General features: G+C 67.5%; 14 protein-coding genes and 1 tRNA gene. 6 read left to right on the forward strand and 9 right to left on the reverse strand.

From position 1 onward, the window contains the following. Nucleotides 1–11: 11 nt before the first annotated feature. From ACLQ3I_RS11485 to ACLQ3I_RS11515, 7 genes are all read right to left on the reverse strand, one after another. Complete coding sequence (locus tag ACLQ3I_RS11485; protein ID WP_425801993.1) at nucleotides 12–452, reverse strand: hypothetical protein; 441 nt, start codon at nucleotides 450–452, stop codon at nucleotides 12–14. Continuing rightward, nucleotides 437–1,015 (reverse strand): hypothetical protein, encoded by a 579-nt coding sequence (locus tag ACLQ3I_RS11490; RefSeq protein ID WP_425801995.1) that lies wholly within the window; start codon nucleotides 1,013–1,015, stop codon nucleotides 437–439. Before ACLQ3I_RS11490 ends, ACLQ3I_RS11485 begins: the two co-directional genes overlap by 16 nt. Nucleotides 1,016–1,568: 553 nt before the next feature. Continuing rightward, nucleotides 1,569–1,641: transfer RNA gene (locus tag ACLQ3I_RS11495), tRNA-Arg, on the reverse strand. 55 nt (nucleotides 1,642–1,696) lie between these two features. Continuing rightward, complete coding sequence (locus ACLQ3I_RS11500; RefSeq protein ID WP_425801997.1) at nucleotides 1,697–4,666, reverse strand: AAA family ATPase; 2,970 nt, start codon at nucleotides 4,664–4,666, stop codon at nucleotides 1,697–1,699. Further along, entirely contained in the window at nucleotides 4,663–5,862 is a 1,200-nt protein-coding gene (locus ACLQ3I_RS11505; protein ID WP_425801999.1) for an exonuclease SbcCD subunit D, read from the reverse strand. Before ACLQ3I_RS11505 ends, ACLQ3I_RS11500 begins: the two co-directional genes overlap by 4 nt. Nucleotides 5,863–5,976: 114 nt before the next feature. Continuing rightward, complete coding sequence (locus ACLQ3I_RS11510; protein WP_425787967.1) at nucleotides 5,977–7,497, reverse strand: MFS transporter; 1,521 nt, start codon at nucleotides 7,495–7,497, stop codon at nucleotides 5,977–5,979. Beyond that, nucleotides 7,494–8,138 carry a PadR family transcriptional regulator gene (locus ACLQ3I_RS11515; protein WP_425787969.1) on the reverse strand — a complete coding sequence of 215 codons (645 nt, stop codon included), beginning with the start codon at nucleotides 8,136–8,138 and terminating at the stop codon, nucleotides 7,494–7,496. Before ACLQ3I_RS11515 ends, ACLQ3I_RS11510 begins: the two co-directional genes overlap by 4 nt. Before the next feature lie 99 nt (nucleotides 8,139–8,237). Between ACLQ3I_RS11515 and ACLQ3I_RS11520 the strand changes: the two genes are divergently transcribed. The 4 genes from ACLQ3I_RS11520 (at nucleotide 8,238) to ACLQ3I_RS11535 (ending at nucleotide 17,890) form a co-directional block, all read left to right on the forward strand. Next, the gene (locus tag ACLQ3I_RS11520) at nucleotides 8,238–9,284 is read left to right on the forward strand and encodes a glutathione S-transferase family protein (RefSeq protein ID WP_425802002.1); all 1,047 of its coding nucleotides are present in this window, start codon (nucleotides 8,238–8,240) and stop codon (nucleotides 9,282–9,284) included. Further along, on the forward strand, nucleotides 9,277–10,053 hold the full coding sequence (locus tag ACLQ3I_RS11525; protein ID WP_425802004.1) for a hypothetical protein: 777 nt from the start codon (nucleotides 9,277–9,279) through the stop codon (nucleotides 10,051–10,053). Before ACLQ3I_RS11520 ends, ACLQ3I_RS11525 begins: the two co-directional genes overlap by 8 nt. Further along, on the forward strand, nucleotides 10,050–13,901 hold the full coding sequence (locus tag ACLQ3I_RS11530; protein WP_425802006.1) for an ABC transporter ATP-binding protein: 3,852 nt from the start codon (nucleotides 10,050–10,052) through the stop codon (nucleotides 13,899–13,901). The genes ACLQ3I_RS11525 and ACLQ3I_RS11530 overlap by 4 nt, the downstream gene beginning before the upstream one ends. 188 nt (nucleotides 13,902–14,089) lie before the next feature. Further along, nucleotides 14,090–17,890 carry a multifunctional oxoglutarate decarboxylase/oxoglutarate dehydrogenase thiamine pyrophosphate-binding subunit/dihydrolipoyllysine-residue succinyltransferase subunit gene (locus tag ACLQ3I_RS11535; protein ID WP_425802803.1) on the forward strand — a complete coding sequence of 1,267 codons (3,801 nt, stop codon included), beginning with the start codon at nucleotides 14,090–14,092 and terminating at the stop codon, nucleotides 17,888–17,890. A 199-nt stretch (nucleotides 17,891–18,089) separates the two neighbouring features. Here the strand turns inward: ACLQ3I_RS11535 and ACLQ3I_RS11540 are convergent, their stop codons facing one another. Together ACLQ3I_RS11540 and ACLQ3I_RS11545 are read right to left on the reverse strand one after the other, a co-directional pair. Next, a complete protein-coding gene (locus ACLQ3I_RS11540; protein WP_425802009.1) occupies nucleotides 18,090–18,983 on the reverse strand; it encodes an endonuclease domain-containing protein in 894 nt (297 codons plus the stop codon). Nucleotides 18,984–19,282: 299 nt separating this feature from the next. Then, entirely contained in the window at nucleotides 19,283–19,900 is a 618-nt protein-coding gene (locus tag ACLQ3I_RS11545; RefSeq protein WP_425802011.1) for a TetR/AcrR family transcriptional regulator, read from the reverse strand. A 113-nt stretch (nucleotides 19,901–20,013) separates the two neighbouring features. On the opposite strand from ACLQ3I_RS11545, the gene ACLQ3I_RS11550 reads away from it, so the two are divergent. After that, on the forward strand, nucleotides 20,014–21,549 hold the full coding sequence (locus ACLQ3I_RS11550; protein ID WP_425787983.1) for a flavin-containing monooxygenase: 1,536 nt from the start codon (nucleotides 20,014–20,016) through the stop codon (nucleotides 21,547–21,549). A 33-nt stretch (nucleotides 21,550–21,582) separates the two neighbouring features. After that, entirely contained in the window at nucleotides 21,583–22,413 is an 831-nt protein-coding gene (locus tag ACLQ3I_RS11555) for an SDR family NAD(P)-dependent oxidoreductase (protein ID WP_425787985.1), read from the forward strand. Nucleotides 22,414–22,436 lie beyond the last annotated feature (23 nt).

The following is a 22,436-nucleotide window of genomic DNA, read 5'->3' on the forward strand; positions in this document are numbered from 1 at the left end:
GGCTCACCATCCTATTGGCCCGAGCCCAACAGGGGATAATCGCCTCCGCCGGCCGTCACCGGGCGAGCGACCCCACCGGCTCCCCACGCACATTGCTCACCGCCCTCGGGGTGGTCGCGGCGTTGCTGATCGGGATGGCGCTGGGACTGCTGATCGCCGCGATACTGCACAGCGACGACGTGCGGGCCGGGGAGACGCCGTCGGCGGACTCCGCGGCGGTCGGCTTTGCGCAGGACATGGTCCGACATCCTCACCACGCAGAGCAACGAGATCGGGCAGATGCCGTTGTGGCTGACCCGATGGGGCCACCCACCGATCAACCCGAATCCGCCGATGGGGTGGGTGGGCACTGAGATGGCCGCAGGCACCCCGGCGCCGTCGACCTCTGCCGGAACGTGGCGCCGCGCCGCTGCCGACGAACTGACGGTCTCCACCGTCACGTCCGGGACCACCGGGGCAGGCTCAACCCTGCGGACACCAGGAAACAAAGCGCGCCGACGAACGTGCCGGCGCTCGCCACCTCGTCGCTGACCGTCTGCCCTGCGGACGTCACGTAGGCACCCACCGCCGACGCCCCGAAGGCGATGCAGCCCAGCAGGTTGACCTGCGTCGCCCACCAGTCGCGGCGCCGCGGCGCCCAGACGCGGACGGTGTGGGCGAACACGATCACCGCGAGGATGCCGCTCACCAGGAATGCGACCGAACCGGCTGCGTCCGGGGACCACACCCGACGGCGATCTTCGGTGACCGTGGCGGCATGGAGAGCTGCCGCAGTACTCGCATTGAACAGCAGGGCCCCGCCGAATTGTGTTGCCGCGGAGAGCCACTCGGCGCGAAACTGTTTGCCGCCGTCGGGGGTCGAGGTGGTCGCCGCACCGCTGAGCGCATATTGGATCAGTGCCGCACCGGTGAAGAACCAGGCGCCGACGAAGAAACTCAGATTCGCCACCGACGCACCTGCCCACGCCATGAATCCGGGCGTGGCGCCCAGTGCGAAGAGCGCTGACCCGATCATGAACCCCCAACATTGCTTCTCGAGCGTCGCCGACAGAAACCGGGTCGGGCCGTTCGCTGCTACGACATCACCGTTCACCCCTGCATTCTGGTGGATTCGGCGCGCCGATGACGCACGTTGCGGCAGGATCGTCGGCGGACAGCACGAGCACACCGACATCACGAGCACCCCGACACCTGGAGCGCCCCGAGGCAGACCGTCACCCTCGAAACCGACCTCGACGCCGGCGCCGTCTGCTCGGGGATGCTGTTGCAGTCGACCTTCCTGCATGTGTGTCAGGTCTGTTCGGCGTCCCGGCGATGAGTGCCCGAGGGTGTCCGCAGCCGCTACCGAGGCACCATCGAGATCGATACCGGACGTATCACCGGGGTCGCCGGCATGGTCGCCCGTGGGATCTTCCGGCACCACGAACGTCGGTGGCGGGCGTTCGCGCGCACTCTGGCGCCCAGAGCGGACTGAACTCGCACCTTCGCCAGATGCCCAACGGTTTTCAGGTCATACGGGAAATGAGTTCTTCGCGGCTGACGCTCGCACTGCCACAAGGATGTCACGGTGCCCCCGGCAGGATTCGAACCTGCGGCCTTCTGCTCCGGAGGCAGACGCTCTATCCCCTGAGCTACGGGGGCTCAACGGGCGAGGGTTAGCGTAACGCACGCGCGCCACCCGAACCCAATCGGGTCGTCACGACACACCGAGCGCTCCCGACATGCGGATGTGCGAACCGCTCTCTCCGCGTACGACGTGCAGTTGGGCTGGAATTCGCGCCCGGAGTTCGTCGACGTGGCTCACGACACCCACGACACGTCCGCCCGAGCGGAGGTCGTCGAGAACGCCCATCACCAGGTCGAGCGCTTCAGGATCGAGGGCACCGAACCCTTCGTCGATGAAGATCGTGTCGAGCACGTGACCGCCGGATTCCGCGGCGACCACGTCGGCGAGGCCGAGTGCGAGGGCCAGTGAGGCGAAGAACGTCTCACCGCCCGACAAGGTGGTGGTCGCCCTGACCGCTCCGGTGTACTCGTCGCGGACCTCGATGCCGAGCCCACCGCGTCGCCCACGCGGCCCAACGGCATCGGTATGCACGAATTCATATCGGCCCGAGGACATCTGGTGCAGTCGAGCGGACGCGGCCACGAGCACCTCCGTCAGCCGCGCGGCCAGCACGTAGGACCGCAACGACATCCGCCGGGAGTTCTGTCCCCGCCCGCTCACCAACTCGGCGAGGCCTTGGAGCTCATCGTGACGCGCCCGCATCGGAGCGAGCACGTCGGCGGCCGCCCAGAACTGGCTGACGTAGTCGTCCAGATCCCGCAGACGCCGAACCGCCACTGCACGACGACTCGTGGCCTCGTCACGCACCTGCCGGGCAGATGCCAGGTTCGCGGCGAGGGCATCGGTGTCGACCGGTTCGGCGGCCATCGCCGCACGCACCTCCGTGTCGGCGAGGGTCGATTCGGCTGCCGCCCGGATTCGCGACGCCTGCAGCACCATCGCCTCCCACTCGGACAGGCGAGCCTCCGAGGTCAGCGCCGCGGTGGCCTCCGACGGGTCCGCGAAGCCTGCGGCGGCACACTTCTCGGCGAGCCGGTCCAGGGCGTCTGCACGTCGCTGCCGGACTCGGACCAGTTCATTCCGTGCGTCGCGCAGCCGCGCCGCACGACGACACAGTTCCGCCAGTTCGGCACGTCGCTCGGCCACACCGGTGCGCCCGCCGGTCGCTTCCGCGACGTCGGCATCGAGTGCCCCGAGTGTGTCGCGGAGCGCGGTGAGCCGTTCGCGACGCCCGGCCTGCGCGGTGTCGGCATCGCTGCGTTCGACACGTACCGACTCGATGTCGGCCTCGATGGCCTTGAGTGCCGCCGCCAGGGAGGAAGTGCGTTCCGCGGAACGTTCCGCGTCCTCGAGGTCGGCGGTGTTCTGTGCCCGGTGGGCGTCGATCTGATCCCGCATGGCCCCGTCGATGGTGGCATCGAGGTGGGTACGCCGTTCGACGAGTGCCGCACGATCCGACTCCGCGGCCGATCGGGTGTCCGCGGCGCGTTGGGCGGCCTCGACGGCGTCGGCTTCCTGCGCCTCACCGATCGACGTCGCCGAATCGCTCACTGCGGGCAGCGGATGCTCGACCGATCCGCAGACCGCACACGGCGTTCCGTCCACCAGCTGGCCCGCGAGCTCGGCCGCCATCCCTGTCAGCCTCCGTTCCCGGACATCCAGGAGGCGCTCGCGCGCAGTCGTGTATTGCTCACGCGCATCGAGGAGCTGCTGTTCGGCGCGAGCGATCTCCGGCTCGAGCGCCTCGCGATCGGCGACGGCCCGGGCGATGGTGGCCAGGCGATCCCGTTCGGCGTGCAGGTGCGGCAGCTGTGCTCGTGCCGCGACCGCACCGGCAAGCTCGGCGGCAGCCTTCTCTCGGCGCTCCGGCGCCTGCTCGAGAAGCGAGTCCATCTCGGCGAGGCGACGCTCGGTCGCGTCCATCTCGTCCCGGATCCGATCGATGTCGGCAATGAGCTCCGGCCGCCGGGCGAGGCGGGCGGCCAACGGCTCCCAGCGGCCGGACTCGGCGGTCCAACGCTCGATCGCGGCGTCGAGCGAGCCCTCCGCACTGCTCCGACACAGCGGAGCTCCCTCGTCGAGCGCGGCCAGCTCGGCATCGAGGCGGGCACACTCCGATTCGGCGGTTGCCAGCGCGGCTGCGGCGCGGTCCCGGTCCTCGACCACCGACGCAATCGGTGCGGCTCGCCGCCCGGACTCGAGTGCCGCGGTGATCGCGGCCAATTCCGCTCCCCCGTCGGCGAGCTGGACCAATCGCGTCGTGGCCTCGTCACCCCGCCGTCGAGCATCCACCAGCCGTGCACCGTGATCATGGGCGGCCTGTACACGATCGAGCTCGGCCTGCGCCCCGGTCAGCGCGTCGAGACACCCGGTCGCATCCGTACGCGCGGCCGCCAGGCAGTTCTGCGCCCACTCCATGTCGGGATCGGCGACGTCGGCACCGCCGAGAGCGACGATCTGGCCTGCGATACGATCCGCAGCCGCCGTCCGCTCCGCCACTGCACTCGCACTCTGCCGCGCCCGCTCACGCAGCCACTCCTCGAGGTCGCCGAATCGCTCGGTGTCGAACAGCCTCTCCAGCAGGCCTTCTCGATCCTCGGAAGTCGCTCGCAGAAACCTCGCGAACTCGCCCTGCGGCAGCAGCACCACCTGAAAGAACTGGTCGGCGCTCATCCCCAACAGCCGCGTCACCACCTCGCCGATCTCCGGCAGGCGGGTCAGGTCCGGGCCCGAATCGTCCAGCCACACCAACGTGCCCCGCGCATTGACCTTGGTGGTGCCGGTACCGCGTTTCTTGGGCCGGAGATGATCGGGTGACCGGGTGATGCGCAGCCGGCGGCCCCCGATCGTCGCCTCGAGCTCGACCTCGGGAACCTGATCGGCCGACGAGTGATCGGAATGCAAGCGGCGGTTGGTGTCCCGGGCGCCGGGCACCCGGCCGAAGAGCGCGAACGCGACTCCGTCGAGCACCGTCGTCTTGCCCGCGCCGGTCTGCCCGTGCAACAGGAACAGTCCGTCCCCGGCGAGCGATTCGAAGTCGACCACGACCTCGTCGGCGAACGGACCGAATGCCCGCATCCGTAAGTGGTGCAATCTCATGCTGACTCCGCCACACCCGGCTCGACGTCGAAGAGGGTCAGCTCCCCGTCCGATCCGCCATCGGAGTCAGGCTCGCCGACGACCGCACGCACCGCCCGATCGACGAGGGCACATTCCCGCGCGGTGGGGGTGTCGCGCACGTCGGCGACGAAGGCGGCGATGATCTCGGCGTCGGTGCGACCGTGTACCCGCGATCGATAGTCGAGCCCGTCGCCGAGGTGGGGGCGATCCCACTGCACATGCACGGCATGCGGAAATCGTTCCCGCAGTCGACGCATCGCATCGACCGGGCGGACCGCATCGGTCAGGGCCGCTTCGACATAGTGGTCCTCCGCATCGCTCAGCGAGCCGTCGGTGAGGAGCTCGTCGAGAGTGCCCACCAAGGAACTCAGCCCGCGGACGGTCGGGAGTTCTCGGGCGCGCACCCCGGCGACGCCGTTCGCGTCGAGGTCGACGACCCACACCGACTTGTGCTCGGAACGCTCGCCGAACGAGTACGGCAGCAGTGATCCGCTGTACCGGACTGCCTCGCCGAGTTGCTGCGGCGAGTGCAGATGCCCGAGTGCCACATAGTCGACCCCGGAGAAGTTCTCGGCGCCAACGGTTTCCACACCACCGACACTGATGGATCGTTCGGATCCGGAGGCCAGGGCGCCGACCACGAAGGCGTGCGCGGCCACCACCGACCGGGCGGACCGGCCGGCCAGATCTGCACGAACCCGGTCCATCGCCGCTCGGAGCACCTCGGCATGGGTGCGGGCGTCGTCGACACCGAGGTGCCGCCGCGCGGTTTCCGGTTCGAGATATGGGATGCCGTAGATCGCCACCTCACCGAACTCGTCGCCCAGGACGACCGGTTCGCCGATCTCGTCGATCGAGGTCCGCAGGTGCAGCCCGCCCGCCGCCGCGAATCCGGACCCGGCCCCGAGACGGGTCGGCGAATCATGATTGCCCGAGGTGATGACGATCTGAGCGCCCGCCGCCGCGATCTCGGCGAGCCCGCGGTCGTACACCCGTACCGCGTCCGCCGACGGAACGGACCGGTCGTACACGTCTCCGGCGACCACCACGGCATCGGCCGACTCCTCGGCCACGATTCCGGCGAGGTGCGACAGCGCAGCCATCTGGTCGTCGAGCAGCTCGACGCCGTGAAAGGTCCGACCCAGGTGCCAGTCGGAGGTGTGGATGATGCGCATGCGCTCACCCTACGAGCGCCTCCCGACAGACTGTGGGAGGCAAAGCCGCACCCGTGGGCACCGACCTCGCCACTCGGGCGAGGTCGGTGCCCACGGTGATCGTCGATGCGCGGGTCAGGCGGTCGGCACCCCCGTCGCGGCGCCCTCGCCGGCCTGATCCGACGGCACCGGCGGCACGCCGGGCGGGGTCTGATGCTTCGGCTTCACGAAGAACAGCGCGGCGACGACGCCGAACAGGAGCACCACGGCCGGCAGGTAGAGCGACTGGCCCATCGCGGTGGCAAATCCCTCGCGCACCATCTCCGGGAGCTGGCCGCCGGCACTGTGGTGCTCGGTGTCGACGCCCGGCAGCAGCGCGGCGAGCCGGGTCTGCATCAGTGCGCCCACGGCCGCACTGCCCAGCACCGATCCGATCATCCGGGTGGTGTTGTAGACGCCGGCGCCGGCGCCGGCCTGATGCCACGGCAGGTTGCGGGTCGCGGTGGCGGCCAACGGCGCCCAGATGCCCGCCGACGCGATCCCCATCAGGCACATCGGGATGACCAACTGCCACACCGGGGTCGCCGGCCGGGCGATCATGCCGACCCAACCGACGGCGATGGCGTTCAGCAGCAACGAGGTCGCGATGATGGTGCGGGGATGGACGCGGTCGAGGACACGGCCGACGATCGGCGCCAGGACGCCGGTGAGCACTGCCATCGGGACCATCATCACCGCCGAGCGGGTCGGTGACATGCCGCCGACGAGCTGCAGGAAGAACATCGTCGGGATCATCAGTCCGGAGATCGCGAATCCCATCGACGCGATACCGATGTTGGCCAGGGAGAAGTTGCGGTCCCGGAACAACGAGAGCGGCACCAGGGGTTCACCCTTGATCCGCGACTGCCAGTAGACGAAGAGCGCCATCACCAGCACGCCACCGACGATGAGCGTCCAGATCCAGCCGTTCCAGTTGTACTTCTCGCCGTCCTGGATGCCGAACACCAACGCCGACAGACCGATCGCCGACAAGGCAACGCCGATCCAGTCGAATTGGTGGTCGTGGGTCTCGACATCGGGGACGAGCACGTACGCCAGCACCAGGCCGACGATGCCGACCGGGATGTTGACGAAGAAGATCCACTCCCACCCGAGGCTGTCGGTGAGCACTCCGCCCAGCAACGGTCCGACGAGCGTGGCCACGCCGGCCACGGTGCCCCAGACACCCATTGCGGCGCCGCGCTTCTCAGGCGGGAAGATGCGGGTGATCAGGGCCATCGTCTGCGGTGTGATCAACGCGGCGCCGACACCCTGCAGAGCGCGGGCGGCGATCAGTTCGCCGATCGACCCGGACAGCCCGCACCACACGCTGGCGATGGTGAAGACGAGCAGACCGAGCTGGTAAACGCGTTTGGGGCCGAATTTGTCGCCGAGGCGTCCGGTGATCAGCAGGGGCACCGCGTAGGTCAGCAGGTAGGCGCTCGTCACCCAGACGATGCCGTTCACATCGGTGTCCAGCGCGGTCTGGATCTGCGGCTGGGCCACTGCCACAATGGTCATGTCGACCAGGATCATGAAGAAGCCGACGCACAGCGCCAGCAGCGCGGCCCAGGGCCGTGTGGTCACCTGCGCGGCAGGGGTCGGGGTGGAGGTCATTCGTCGTTCGCTTTCTGATGGAGGACGCCCGCGATGACCGAGCTGCCCTGATAGGGGGAACCCGGATCGTCGAGCCATTCGATGCTGGAGTTCTCGAGACGGTCGACAAGGTCCTCGACCCAGTCGATCTGAGCGCGCAAAGTCGCGATGCGGCAACCGATGTCGAGATGGAACATCTCGGGTGTCCCCCGCTCCCGGACGGCGGCGACACCGCCGTCCAACTCGGTCAGCGCCGTACGCATCGCCTCGAGTCGGGTGGTCAGCAGTTCGACCACCCGCGCACGGGGGAGCCCGTGCGCTTCGGAGAGGGCTAGATAGAGCTCGGGGTATTCGACGGGATGGCGGGAGACGATCTCTTCGAGGCTCTCGAACAACACGCGCCGACCGAGATCGGTGATGGCATAAACAGTGCGTTCGGGACGGTTCCCCGCACGCTGGACGTCGTGGACCTCGATGAGTTCCTGGGAGAGGAGCCGATCGACCGTGTGGTACATCGTGCCGGGCCGGAACTTCGCCAGACGATCTTCTCGTCGTTCGACCGTCGTCTGGAACATCTCGTACGGGTGCATCGGCCGTTCCGCGACGAGTCCCAGTACCAGCACCGCCAGTGGCGGCAGGGGTCCGCATGCCTTGGCTCCCACCACACCTCCCGAATTGATCCACTGCAAATATTCCGTGTGGAATATACCGTGCCGGACATCGCATGCCAAGCGTCGGTGTCGATCACTACTGTGGTCACCATGAGCACTGAGAGCGGTGGCGAGCAGGAGCAGGGCGTCTACGTGACCACCGGCCAGGAGTTCGTCCGCGACACCGAATACATCGAGACGCGGATCACCCGAGATGGGCGGGACGGCCACCCCGTCGAGCCCGGGCGTTATCGGCTCGTGGCGGCCCGCGCATGCCCCTGGGCGAACCGGACACTCATCGTCCGACGCCTTCTCGGACTGGAGGACGCGATCTCGCTGGGCCTCTGCGGCCCCACGCACGACGCCGACTCCTGGACCTTCGACCTCGATCCCGGCGGCGTGGACCCGGTGCTCGGCATCCCACGACTCAAGGACGCCTACGAGAAGAGGTTTCCCGGCTATCCCAAGGGCATCACCGTGCCGGCGGTCGTGGACACCCACAGCGGCGCGGTGGTCACCAACGACTTCCCGCAGATGACCATCGACTTCGAGCTCGAATGGGCCGAGCACCATCGCGCGGGTGCGCCGGAGCTGTACCCCGAACATCTCCGCGACGAGATCGACCAGGTGAACCGCGGCGTCTACACCGAGGTCAACAACGGGGTCTACCGATGCGGGTTCGCCGGCAACCAGGACGCCTACGACAAGGCCTACGACCGCTTGTTCACCAAGCTCGACGAACTGTCCGACCGCCTACGCACCCGGCGATACCTGGTGGGCGACACCATCACCGAGGCGGACGTCCGACTGTTCACCACCCTGGCCCGATTCGATCCCGTCTATCACGGCCACTTCAAGTGCAACCGGAGCAAGTTGTCCGAGATGCCGGTGCTCTGGGCCTACGCCCGGGATCTGTTCCAGACACCCGGCTTCGGTGACACCACCGACTTCGCACAGATCAAGCGTCACTACTACGTGGTGCATCGCGACATCAACCCGACCGGCGTCGTCCCCGACGGGCCGGATCTCTCCAATTGGCTGACCCCCCATCATCGGGACGAGCTCGGCGGCCGTCCATTCGGCGACGGCACGCCGCCCGGTCCGCCGAAGCCCGCCGAAATCGTCCCTCCGGAAGGTCGGGTACCCACACATGGCTGACATCAGACGCTCCACCGGAACCGCAGGCCCCCGCCCCGGTCAGCGGCCACCGGGCAAGGCCGTCGAGGTCACCGGCGGTCTGCTCGACCGCGCGCAGCGACTGCAGGGCCCGGCGGTCGCGAAGTACGTACGCAACCTCCGTGCCGCGCATCCCGAGGAATCACCTGCGCAGATCATCACAAGACTCGAGAAGATCTACCTCACCGCGGTCACCGGCTCCGGTGGGGCCGTCGGCGCCACCGCGGCCGTACCCGGCGTGGGCACGATGACTGCGCTCGGTGCGATGACCGGCGAGACCGCGTTCTTCCTCGAGGCCTCGGCATTGCTCGCCCTCTCGATCGCCGAGGTCCACGGAATCCCGGTGCACGATTCGGAGCGCCGGAAGACGCTGGTACTCGCGGTGGCACTGGGCGAAGAAGGTGTGGTCGCGCTGGGACGGCTCGTCGGCACGCAGGGTGGCGCGCTGCGCCGCCTCGGCGGCGCAGCGATCCCCGGCGGGGGTCTGGGCAAGCTCAACAAGACGCTCGTCAACAAGCTGACCAAGAAGTACGCCATCAAACGGGCTCCCCTGGTGTTCGGCAAGCTGATGCCTGCCGGCATCGGCGCGATGATCGGCGGTATCGGCAACCGCGCCCTGGGCAAGCGCGTCATCACCAACTCCCGGGAGGCGTTCGGTCCGCCACCGACAACCTGGGTCATCGACGGCTTGATCGTCGGGGACACGGGCCTCCCGGCGGCTGCCGGTGACCGGCCCGACCTGGATCGGTGACTCCGACGCTTCAGACCGAATCGCGATCGACCCGGCCGGGACCGGAGTCCTCGTCACCCGACCCCTCGACACCGCGTCCATGGATCCGCCGACTGGCCTCCGAGAGCTGGCGGTTCCGGACCCTGGTGATCATCACCTTGGTGGTGACCGTCGTCGCGGTCGCCGTCGACCTGGTGGCGCCGCTCCTCGCCAAGGCCGCCATAGACCATGCCACCGGGGCCGTGCACGACGGTCTCTCCATCCAGGCCATCGTCGCGGCGTTGCTGACCATCGCCGTCGTCCGCTACGCATGCCAGTTCGGCCGCCGGCTGACCGCAGGCCGACTGTCGATCTCCGTGCAGAACGCGCTGCGGCTCCGGCTTCTCGACACACTGCTCCACCTGGACGGCAACGCGCAGAACCAGATCCGCACCGGCCAGATCGTCTCGCGGTCGATCTCTGATCTGCAGATCGTGCAGGGACTGCTCGCGATGGCACCGTTGTCGGCAGGCGCGGCAGTGCAGGTGGTCCTCGCGATCGGAATCATGGCGTATCTGTCGCCCCTGCTCACGTGCGTCGCGCTATTGATCTTCCCGCTGGTCGGATTCGTCGTGTTCCGCACGCGCCGTAGGCTTTTCGCGGCAACATGGTCGGCACAGCAGGCTGCCGCCGATGTGGCGCAACACGTCGAGGAGACCGTGACCGGCGTGCGGGTGGTGAAGGGATTCGGCCAGGAGGAGCGGGCGGTCGACGAGCTCGCCGGCCTCGGCGCACGGCTGTATTCCCTGCGCCTGCGGGCCGGGAAGATCAACGCGCGCTTCACCCCGACGATGTCGGCCATCCCCCAGCTCGGGATGGTCGCGGTGATCGCCGTCGGCGGGTACCTGACGATGCACGGCCACATCACCGCGGGCACGTTCCTGGCCTTCGCGACCTATGTCGCCTCGATGACCGCGCTCGCCCGCCTGCTGACCAACCTGGTGGTCAGCGCCCAGTTGGCCCGGGCCGCCGTCGACCGCGTGTACGACGTGATCGAGCATCCGCACGATCCTGCCGAGTCGAACACCGAGACCCTCCCTGACGGTCCACTCGGACTCCGGCTGCGCGGGGTCGGGTTCTCCTTCGGCGACCGGCCCGTCCTCTCCGACGTGGACCTCACCGTCGCGCCGGGTGAGTGCGTCGCGGTGGTGGGCGGGCCGGGTTCGGGGAAGTCGACGCTCGCCGATCTCGCCGGCCGGTATTACCGGCCCGACTCCGGCGTCGTCGAACTGTTGTCGGCCGACGGCGCCCATCCCGTCGACGATCTCGCACCCGACGCCCTGCACGGCGCGGTGTCGGTGGTGTTCGACGAGCCCTTCCTCTACTCGGACACGATCACCGCCAACATCGCGCTCGGCCCGGGCGAGGCGGCAACGGACGACGGCACGCCCAGCCGTCGTCTTCTCTCGGCCGCCCGACGGGCCGACGCATATGAGTTCGTCGAAGGATTACCGGACGGCTTCGAGACCGTGGTCGGCGAGCGGGGACTCACCCTGTCCGGCGGGCAGCGTCAGCGCGTGGCGTTGGCCCGCGCGCTGTACGCCGACTCCCGGATTCTCGTCCTCGACGACGCCACGTCCGCAGTGGACGCGACCACCGAGTCACAGATCCTGCACGGGTTGCGCGGCGAACGTCGCACGATGCTCCTGTTGGCACATCGCCGGTCCACCCTGGCCCTCGCCGACCGGGTCGCCGTCCTCGAGGCCGGTCGCATCGTGGACGTCGGCACTGTTGCCGAACTCGACGAACGGTGCGATCTGTTCCGCTCGCTGATGGCGTCGGCCGACCCGGAACAGGCCGGCAGGCGCGCCGTCCACCGGCCGCCACCCACACTGGGACTCGATCAGCTGTGGCCCGACGACGCTCCCGAAATCGACGATCCGACGATCCGACGACCGACTGTCACGACCACGGGCCCCGGCGGCGGTGGTGCCCGCGGTGGCGGCGGGATCGGCGGCGCCCTCGGTTCGATGCCGGCGACCCCCGAGGTGCTCGCGGCGGTCGACGCCCTGCCGCCGGCCGACGAGAGCCCCCGGGTGGATGTCGACGCGGCCCGCGCCGAGAGCCGTTCGTTCTCACTGCGCGGGCTGCTGAGCCCGGTGCAGTGGCTGATCGCGGCGGCCATCCTCGCGATCGCGGTGGACACCCTCGTCGGACTGGCATTCCCGTCCCTCGCACGAGCGGTGATCGACGCCGCCACGCACACCGACGAATCCACGCTGTGGCGGGCCACGGCGATCGGCGTGGTGCTGGTCGCCGTGGGCTGGGTCGGGTCGTCGGCGGAAATCGTCTTCGCGACGCGTGCCGGCGAGCGCGTCCTGTTCGGTCTCCGTGTGCGCAGTTACGCCCACCTGCAGCGACTCGGGCTCGACTACTACGAGCGGGAACTGTCCGGCCGGATCATGACGCGGATGACCACCGATGTCGACGCGCTCTCGACATTTCTCCAGACCGGCCTGTCGACGGCCGTCGTCGCGGCCTTCACGCTCGTCGGCGTGTCCGTCGCGCTGGTGATCACCGATCCGCTCCTGGGTGCATTGATGCTCCCCGTCTTTCCGTTCCTGATCGTCGCCACGGTGATCTTCCGGCGCATCTCCTCGGTTGCCTACACACGGTCCCGCGAACTCGTCAGCATCGTGAATGCCGACTTCCAGGAGAACATCGCCGGCATCAAGACCACGCAGACCTACCGCCACACCTCCGCCGCGACGTCCCGATTCACCCGGCGCACCTTCGACTGGGTACACGCCCGGATGGTGTCGCAGAAGGCGATCGCGACCTACTTCCCGTTCATCACGCTGATGTCGGACCTCGCGTCGGCCGTCGCCATCGCCGTCGGTGCCCACCAGATCACCACCGGCTCCCTGTCGGCCGGCACCCTGGTGGCCTTCGTCCTCTACCTGTCCATGCTGTTCGGGCCCGTTCAGCAGCTCTCCCAGGTGTTCGACGGATACCAGCAGGCGGTGGTCGGTCTGCGGCGGATCTCCGACCTGCTCGGCACCCCGAGTTCGCTGATCCGGCGCGACGACGTCGTGACCACCCCCAGCGGCGGCTTCGACGGTCACGCCGTCCTCGACGACGTGAGTTTCCGCTACACCGGCGCGGCCCACGATGCGCTCTCGGAGATCGACCTGACCATCCCGCCCGGGACATCGCTGGCCCTCGTCGGGAAGACCGGCGCCGGGAAGTCGACCATCGTGAAGCTCCTCGCCCGCTACTACGACCCGACCTCGGGAGCGGTCCGGATGGACGGAACCGACATCCGTGATTTTGCTCTCGCCGACTACCGCGGTCGTCTCGGCGTGGTCCCCCAGGAACCGCACCTGTTCACCGGGACGGTCGCGGAGAACATCGCCTACGGCCGGCCGGACGCGGATCGTCGCGCGATCGCCGCGGCCGCCCACTCCGTCGGTGCCGCCGGGATGATCGCGGGGTTACCCGGTCGGATGAATCACCCGATCGGCGAGCGAGGCCAGGGGCTGTCGTCGGGACAGCGGCAGCTGATCGCGCTGGCCCGCGCCGAACTCGTGGAACCCGATCTGCTGCTGCTCGACGAGGCGACCGCCACACTGGACCAGGCCACCGAGGCGCTCGTGCTCGCCGCAGGCGAGGCACTCACGCACCGCCGGACGTCGGTGATCGTCGCGCACCGGCTCGCCACGGCGGCCCGCGCCGACACGATCGCAGTGGTCGATCAGGGCCGGATCGTCGAGCGGGGAACTCATACCGAGCTGCTTGCGTTGGGTCAGAGGTACCGCGCGTTCTGGGATGCTGGTGTCGCTCCCGACGCGGACGGTATCGCCACCGCTGGTGACCAGCAGCTCAGGTGAGTCGGACAGTGAGGTCCACCGCACGTCGTGTATTGCGCACGCGTACCATCGGCAGGTGGTTTGCCGATAGTCTCCACAAGGGACTTTCTCGGTGACAAGCGACCCGACACCAGAGGGAATTGAGGCGAGATACCGCTGTGAGCAGTTCGATTTCAGATTTCGGACAAAATACGTGGCTGGTCGAGGAAATGTACCAGCAGTACAAGAAGGACCCCACGTCAGTTGACCCGAGCTGGCACGAGTTCCTCGCCAACTACGACCCGAGCGTGAACGGCGACGCCGAGACGAGCGCGACCGCCGGCGGCAACGGCGATTCCACCGCCCGCGACAGCGGTACCGCGACGCCTGGTGGCAGTGCCCCCGCCGCGGCCACCTCACCGAAGGCCGCGGCGCCCGCGACCACCACGAAGACCTCGAGCTCGCAGAGCAAGCAGGTGACGCTCGACCAGCAACCTACTGCCAGCACTCCGGCCCGTAAGTCCGGACCCGCACGGGAATCGACCGCGACCAAGGCCGCGTCCGGCCAGAGCACCGCCAGCCGCGACGGCTCGTCCCGGTCCCACAACCGGGCCAAGAGCCCGGTGGGCGCGTCCGCGTCGACGCCATCGGAAGACGAGAACAAGGTCCTGCGCGGCCCCGCGGCCGCGATCGCCAAGAACATGGCCGCCTCGCTCAACGTGCCGACCGCCACGAGCGTGCGCGCCATCCCGGCGAAGCTGATGATCGACAACCGCATCGTCATCAACAACCACCTCGCCCGTACCCGCGGCGGCAAGATCAGCTTCACCCACATCCTCGGCTACGCGATCGTCCAGGCGATCAAGGCGTTCCCGAACATGAACCGCCACTTCGCCGAGGTCGAAGGCAAACCCAACGTCGTCACCCCGGCCCACACCAACCTCGGTCTGGCCATCGATCTGGTCGGCAAGGACGGTAACCGCACACTGGTGGTCGCGGCCATCAAGGGTTGCGAGACAATGGGTTTCGCCGAGTTCTACAGCGCCTACCAGGATATCGTGCGCCGTGCGCGTGACGGCAAGCTCACCGGCGACGATTTCGCGGGCGTGACCGTCTCGCTGACCAACCCCGGGACGATCGGCACGGTCCACTCGGTGCCGCGCCTGATGAAGGGCCAGGGCGCGATCATCGGCGCAGGCGCGATGGAGTACCCCGCCGAGTTCCAGGGCGCCAGCGACGAGCAGATCGCCGAACTCGGTGTCGGCAAGCTGATGACGCTGACGTCGACCTACGACCACCGGATCATCCAGGGTGCGGAGTCGGGCGACTTCCTGCGGACCATCCACGAACTACTCCTCGACGATGCGTTCTACGACGAGATCTTCACCGCGTTCCACATCCCGTACGAGCCGGTCCGGTGGCGTCGCGACATCCCTGCGGGGCTCGTCGACAAGAGCACCCGGGTGCTGGAAATCATTGCCGCATACCGCAGTCGCGGGCATCTGATGGCCGACATCGATCCGCTGATGCTCGACAGTGACGCGCGAGCGAGCCATCCCGACCTCAACGTGCTCACCTACGGCCTGACCCTCTGGGATCTCGATCGCTCCTTCACCGTCGGCGGATTCCACGGCCAGGAGAAGATGAAGCTGCGCGACGTGTTGTCGATCTTGCGCGACGCGTATTGCCGACATGTCGGCGTCGAATACACCCACATCCTCGAGCCCGAGCAGCAGCGCTGGGTGCAGGAGCGCGTCGAGGTCAAGCACGTCAAGCCGCCGGTCGCCGAGCAGAAATACATTCTGTCCAAGCTCAATGCGGCCGAGGCGTTCGAGACCTTCCTGCAGACCAAGTACGTCGGGCAGAAACGCTTCTCGCTCGAAGGCGCCGAAGCGGTCATCCCGATGATGGATGCGGTGATCGATCAGGGCGCCGAGCACAGCCTCGAAGAGGTCGTCGTCGGCATGCCCCACCGCGGTCGCCTGAATGTCCTCGCCAACATCGTCGGCAAGCCCTATTCCAAGATCTTCACCGAGTTCGAGGGCAACCTGAACCCGTCGCAGGCACACGGTTCCGGCGACGTGAAGTACCACCTCGGCGCCGAGGGCAAGTACTACCAGATGTTCGGCGACAACGAGATCAACGTGTCGCTGACCGCCAACCCGAGCCACCTCGAGGCCGTCGACCCGGTTCTGGAAGGCCTCGTCCGCGCCAAGCAAGACCTCCTCGGCGACGACGACTCGTTCCCGATTCTGCCGCTGATGCTGCACGGTGACGCGGCCTTCGCCGGCCAGGGCGTGGTCGCCGAGACGCTGAACATGGCGATGCTCCCCGGCTACCGCACCGGCGGCACCATCCACATCGTGGTGAACAACCAGGTCGGATTCACCACCGCCCCGGAGCATTCCCGATCGACCGAGTACTGCACCGACGTCGCGAAGATGATCGGCGCGCCGATCTTCCACGTCAACGGCGACGATCCCGAGGCGTGCGTGTGGGTCGGGAAGATGGCCGTCGACTACCGGCAGGCCTTCGGCAAGGACGTCGTGATCGACCTCGTCTGCTTCCGTCGTCGCGGCCACAACGAGGGTGACGACCCGTCGATGACGCAGCCGGCCATGTACGAGGTGATCGACACCAAGCGCGGCGTCCGCAAGAGCTACACCGAGGCCCTGATCGGCCGTGGTGACATCTCGACCAAGGAGGCCGAGGATGCGCTGCGTGACTACCAGGGCCAGCTGGAGCGGGTGTTCAACGAGGTCAAGGAGCTCGAGAAGTATCACGCCGAGCCGAGTCCGTCGATCTTGGCCGACCAGACGCTGCCGACCAAGCTGGTGACGGCGGTCGACAAGGAGGTGCTCGCGAGCATCGGCGACGCGTTCCTCAATGTGCCCGAAGGCTTCACGCCGCACCCGCGGGTGAAGCCGGTGCTCGAGCGTCGCCATGAGATGTCGCGCCACGGCGGTGTCGACTGGGCCTTCGCCGAGCTCCTGGCATTCGGCTCGCTCGTCCTCGAGGGGCGCACCGTCCGCCTGTCCGGGCAGGACTCACGCCGCGGCACGTTCACCCAGCGCCACTCGGTGCTCATCGATCGTGACAGCGGCACCGAGTACACCCCGCTCAATCACCTCAAACCGGTGAACGGCGAGGACAGTGAGGACAACGGCGGCCGATTCATGGCGTACGACTCTCCGCTGTCGGAGTTCGCGGTGGTCGGCTTCGAGTACGGCTACTCGGTCGGCAACCCCGACGCGCTGGTGATGTGGGAGGCGCAGTTCGGCGACTTCGTCAACGGCGCCCAGTCCATCATCGACGAGTTCATCTCGTCCGGTGAGGCGAAGTGGGGACAGCTGTCCGACGTCGTGCTGCTGCTCCCCCACGGTCACGAGGGCCAGGGTCCCGACCACACCTCCGGTCGTATCGAGCGCTTCCTGCAGCTGTGCGCCGAAGGTTCGATGACCGTTGCGCTGCCGTCGACCCCGGCGAGCTACTTCCACCTCCTGCGCCGACACGTCCTCGACGGCATCAGCCGCCCACTGGTGGTGTTCACGCCGAAGTCGATGCTGCGCAACAAGCGAGCGGTCAGCCCGATCGAGGAGTTCACCGACGACAAGTTCCGCTCGGTCATCGACGACCCGAAGTTCATCTCGGGCGACGGCGATCGCGACAAGGTCAAGCGTGTCCTGCTGGTGAGCGGCAAGCTCTACTACGAGATCGCCGCACGCCGCGACAAGGAAGAGCGTGACGACATCGCGGTGGTCCGCATCGAGCAGCTCTACCCGGTGCCGCATCGTCGTCTCCGCAACACTCTCGAGCAGTACGGCAATGCCGACGACTTCGTGTGGGTGCAGGAGGAGCCGGCCAACCAGGGTCCGTGGCCGTTCCTCGGTCTGTGGCTGCCCGAGATGCTGCCCGACCTGCTCAAAGGTCTGCGCCGCGCCTCACGTCGCCCGATGTCGGCGCCGTCGTCGGGGTCGAGCAAGGTGCACGCCGTCGAGCAGCAGGAGATCCTCGACGAGGCGTTCGGCTGATCTGACATCTCGAGTGTGGCGGGTGCCCAGGCACCCGCCACACTTGTCTGTGTCGGCCCTCCCGCCCATGCCCGCCGACAGCAACCGAAATCTCGTCGACAGCAACGTCCTGGCCGCCGACAGCAACGTCGGTTCCGCCGACAGCAACGTCCTGGCCGCCGACAGCAACAGGCTTTGCGCCGACAGCAACCCACGCACCTCAGAAATACCCACCACGGGAGCGCAGGGCTCGCTCGATCTCCATCACCACTCCCCACGGATCGGTCCGGAGACGGTCGGCGTCGATGCGGATGATGATCCAGCCGAGTTCGCGGAGTCGCGCATCGCGAGCCCCGTCCCGCGCCCGCTGCGCCGGCGACGTGTGGAAATCCGCACCGTCGAACTCGATCGCGATCATCGGCCCGACGTACCCGAGGTCGATACGGGCGAAGATCTGCCCGTCGTCGTCGGCGACCTCGATCTGAAGTTCCGGGGTGGGTAATTCCGATCGATGCATCAGCAGACGCACCCAACTCTCGGGCGGCGACTCCGCATCGCCGTCCACCAGCGGAATCAACTCGCGCAGCTGCCGGACCCCTCGGTGCCCGGCGAACCGTTCGGCGTGACGTCGCACCTCGTCGGGCCCGAAGCCCGTGGCCCGCGCAAGATCGTCGAGGTGACCGAGCGCACGCCATGGTGGACCCACCCGCCCCAGGTCGAAAGCCGTACGGACCACCGACGTCACGGCAATTCCATCGATCTCGACGACGTCGTCGGGGGTGAGTCCGGTCCGTCGCGCCACCGTGCGTCCGCGCCCGGGCCGGTTTCCCGCGTCGGGACCACGAAGGAGCTCGATGGTGAAATCGCCGTCGTGCCAGAGACCCCCGTGCATGATCTTCGCCGCGATCCCCCCGACGACCACGTCGTCGGGGGCGCAACGAGCCGTCACGGCAATCCGCTCTCGCGGCGGGAGAATCGCCGTCCGCTCGACATACAGATTCCCGTGCAACCGGGTGAAGGCGGCGTCGAACACCTCGCCCGTCATGTCGGAGCGCTCGAGTGCCTCCTTCCGTCGGATGGCGCGTCTGTCGGATTCCGGAGTGGGTTTCATCATCATTGGACGCGCCGGGCAGGGGAAGGGACCCGCGCAGTTCGTCGGCCTGTGGACAGACCGTCGTCGCGCCGGTCACCGTCCGGTGTCTGTGGATGCTCTCGACCCGATCCCAGTTGCTCTCGCGTAGGATCTCGGTTGCTGTCGGCACGATCTCGGTTGCTGTCGGCACGATCTCGGTTGCTGTCGGCACGATCTCGGTTGCTGTCGACGGGATCTCGGTTGCTGCCGGCACGATCTCGGTTGCTGTCGACGCGAAACAGGTTGCTGTCGGCGGGATTTCGGTTGCTGTCGGCGGGGAGTCAGTCCTGCGGGACGACGCCGGCGAGAGCCGGAAGCGCGGCGCTGATCAAGGCCAGCAGCTGATCACGATCGATCACCGGATCGGTGAGCCACCTGATCGTGGTGTCCTCGACGAACGAGATCCAGCCTTGCACGGTCATCTCGACGACCGGCGTCACCGCGATACCCAGCGCGGGCGCGTGGTCGAGAACGCGGGCCGCCATGACGGCGCGCGTCTGGTCGAATACCTCACGCATCGCCGGATCGGCGCTCGACGACCCGCGCATGAAGGCCATATACGCCTCGCGATTGTCGGTGACGTAGTCGATGAACGCCGACATCGAGGCCGAGAGCATCAGGAGTGGATCACCGAACCCCGGATCGGGCTCGGTGCGTTCGAGCATCTCGTCTGCCTGCGCCCGGGCGATGGAGACGTGGAAGTCCTGCTTCGACTCGAAGTAGTGGAACAGCAGGGCCCGTGACACCCCCGCGGCCTCTGCGATCGCGTCGATCGACACCTGCTCGAGCGGGCGGTCACGCACCATGTCGAGTCCGAGCTCGACAAGCTGGTCGCGCCGGGCTTCCGGACTCATCCGCGTACGCTTGGCCGCCGGCACAGAACCCGAGGTCACCGCCATGGTCTGAATGTCCTCTCGTTCGCCGTCGATGCTGGTAGGTCCACCGTAGGCCTTTATTGATCAAGATTCAATAAGCTATTGACGGCTGTTCAGTAGACCTTTATGGTGGGACCATGACAATGATCGATGTACAGATCGCCATCATCGGAGCGGGGTTCTCCGGCCTGGGCGCAGCCATCAAGCTCAAGCAGAACGGCTTCGACGACTTCATGGTCATCGACCGCGGTTCGGATTTCGGCGGCACCTGGCGCGACAACACCTATCCGGGCGCGGCCTGCGACGTGCCATCGCACCTCTACTCGTATTCCTTCGCCCACAATCCGGAGTGGTCACGCTCGTACTCCCATCAGCCGGAGATCCATCGCTACATCAACGATGTCGCCGACCGCCACGCCGTGCGCTCCCACACCCGCTTCCAGACCGAGGTGGAACACGCCGAGTGGCACGAGGACGAGCGTCGCTGGATCCTCGACGTGCTGCGCGACGGACAGCGCGAACAGGTTCGCGCGCAGATCATGATCGGTGCGATCGGCCCTCTCTGTGAGCCCAACCTCCCCGACATCGACGGCTTCGACGGGTTCCAGGGCACGATCGTGCACTCGGCCCGCTGGGACGACGACGTCGACTTCACCGGCAAGCGTGTCGCGGTGATCGGCACGGGCGCCTCGGCCATCCAGTTGGTCCCCGAACTCGCCAAGGTCGCCGGCCGGCTCGACGTCTACCAGCGCACCGCACCCTGGATCGTGCCGCGCACCGAACGCGCCTACTCGGCAACCGAGAAGTGGGCCTTCGCCAAGGTTCCCGGGTACCAGTCGGCCGTCCGCGGCGCGATCTATGCGATGAACGAGGTCACCGCATTCGGTCTCACCTATTCGCCCAGGTCGCTCAAGCCGGTGGAACTGGTGTGCCGCGCCAACATCGCCCGATCGATCCGCGACCCGGAACTCCGGACGAAGGCGACCCCGACGTTCCAGGTCGGCTGCAAGCGCATCCTGCGCTCCAACGAGTGGTATCCCGCCATCGCGCGTCCCAACGTCGACCTCGTCACCGACGGCATCGCCTCGATCACCGAAAACGGGATCGCCGATAAGAACGGCACCGTTCGAGAGGTCGACGTGATCGTGGTGGCCACCGGTTTCCACGTCACCGACTCCCCCGTCTTCGACAAGATCGTCGGCGCCGCCGGGCGCAGCCTTGCCAATGTGTGGGACGAGATCGGCATGCAGGGCTACAAGGGCGCATTCGTCAACGGCTTCCCGAACATGATGCTGATGGTCGGACCGTCGACGGGCCTCGGCCACACCTCGATGGTGTACATGATCGAATCCCAGTTGAACTACCTCGTCGACTATCTGAAGACGGTTCGCGCACAGGGCATCACGCGCACCGACGTCACATTGGCGGCCCAGCAGCGCTACAACGCGGAGGTCCAGCACGATCTGCGCAACAGCGTGTGGGTCAACGGCGGATGCGCGTCGTGGTACAAGGACCACCACGGCAACATCACCACGCTGTGGCCGGGATTCACCTTCAACTTCCGTCGTATCACCCGGCAGTTCGACATCGCCGCCTACGATGTGGAACGCCGTGGGGCGCGCCCGCTCCCGGCCGAATCCGCCGACACACAGCCGTCACCGGCCAACGCCTGACCGCCGCAACCCACACCGAACCGAGGAGTACACATGAAGGACTTTCGCGACAAGGTCGTCGTCGTCACCGGCGCGGGATCGGGCATGGGCCGTGACCTGGCGGTCAAGCTCGCACGCAAGGGCGCCAAGCTCGCCATCTCGGACATGAACCCCGACGGCCTGGCGGGCACCGAGAAACTGGTCGCCGAGACCGGTGCGCCGGTCCACGCCCAGATCCTGAACGTCGCCGAGCGTGAGGCCGTTCTCGACTACGCGGAAACCGTCGTGGCGCACTACGGCAAGGTCAACGTGATCTTCAACAATGCCGGGATCGCACATCACGGCGAGATCGAGCGGACCGAGTTCAAGGACATCGAGCGCGTCATGGACGTCGACTACTGGGGTGTGGTGAACGGCACCAAGGCGTTCCTGCCACACATCATCGCGTCCGGCGACGGCCACATCGTCAACACGTCGTCGCTGTTCGGTCTGCTCTCCGAACCCGGCCAGGCCGCGTACAACTCGGCGAAGTTCGCCGTTCGCGGCTTCACCGAGTCGCTCAACCAGGAGATGATCCTGGCCAAGTACCCGGTCAAGGTCACGTGCGTGCACCCCGGTGGCATCAAGACGGCGATCGCGCGCAACGCCACCTCATCCGGCGACCACGATCAGAAGAAGTCCGCGGAATTCTTCGACCGCTATCTCGCCCGGATGACCTCCGAGGATGCCGCCGACGTGATCATCAACGGTGTGCAGAAGAACCGGGCCAGGGTATTGGTGGGCGCGGACGCGAAACTCCTCGACCTCTGGGTGCGTCTCGTCGCGTCCGGCTACCAGGGCATCACGGCACGGGTCACGGGATGGGCACTCAGCAAGGCGAAGTGATCGTCGCGCGTCCGCGGGTGGCC

It is taken from the genome of Gordonia sp. DT101, assembly GCF_049844895.1.
Taxonomy (GTDB): domain Bacteria; phylum Actinomycetota; class Actinomycetes; order Mycobacteriales; family Mycobacteriaceae; genus Gordonia.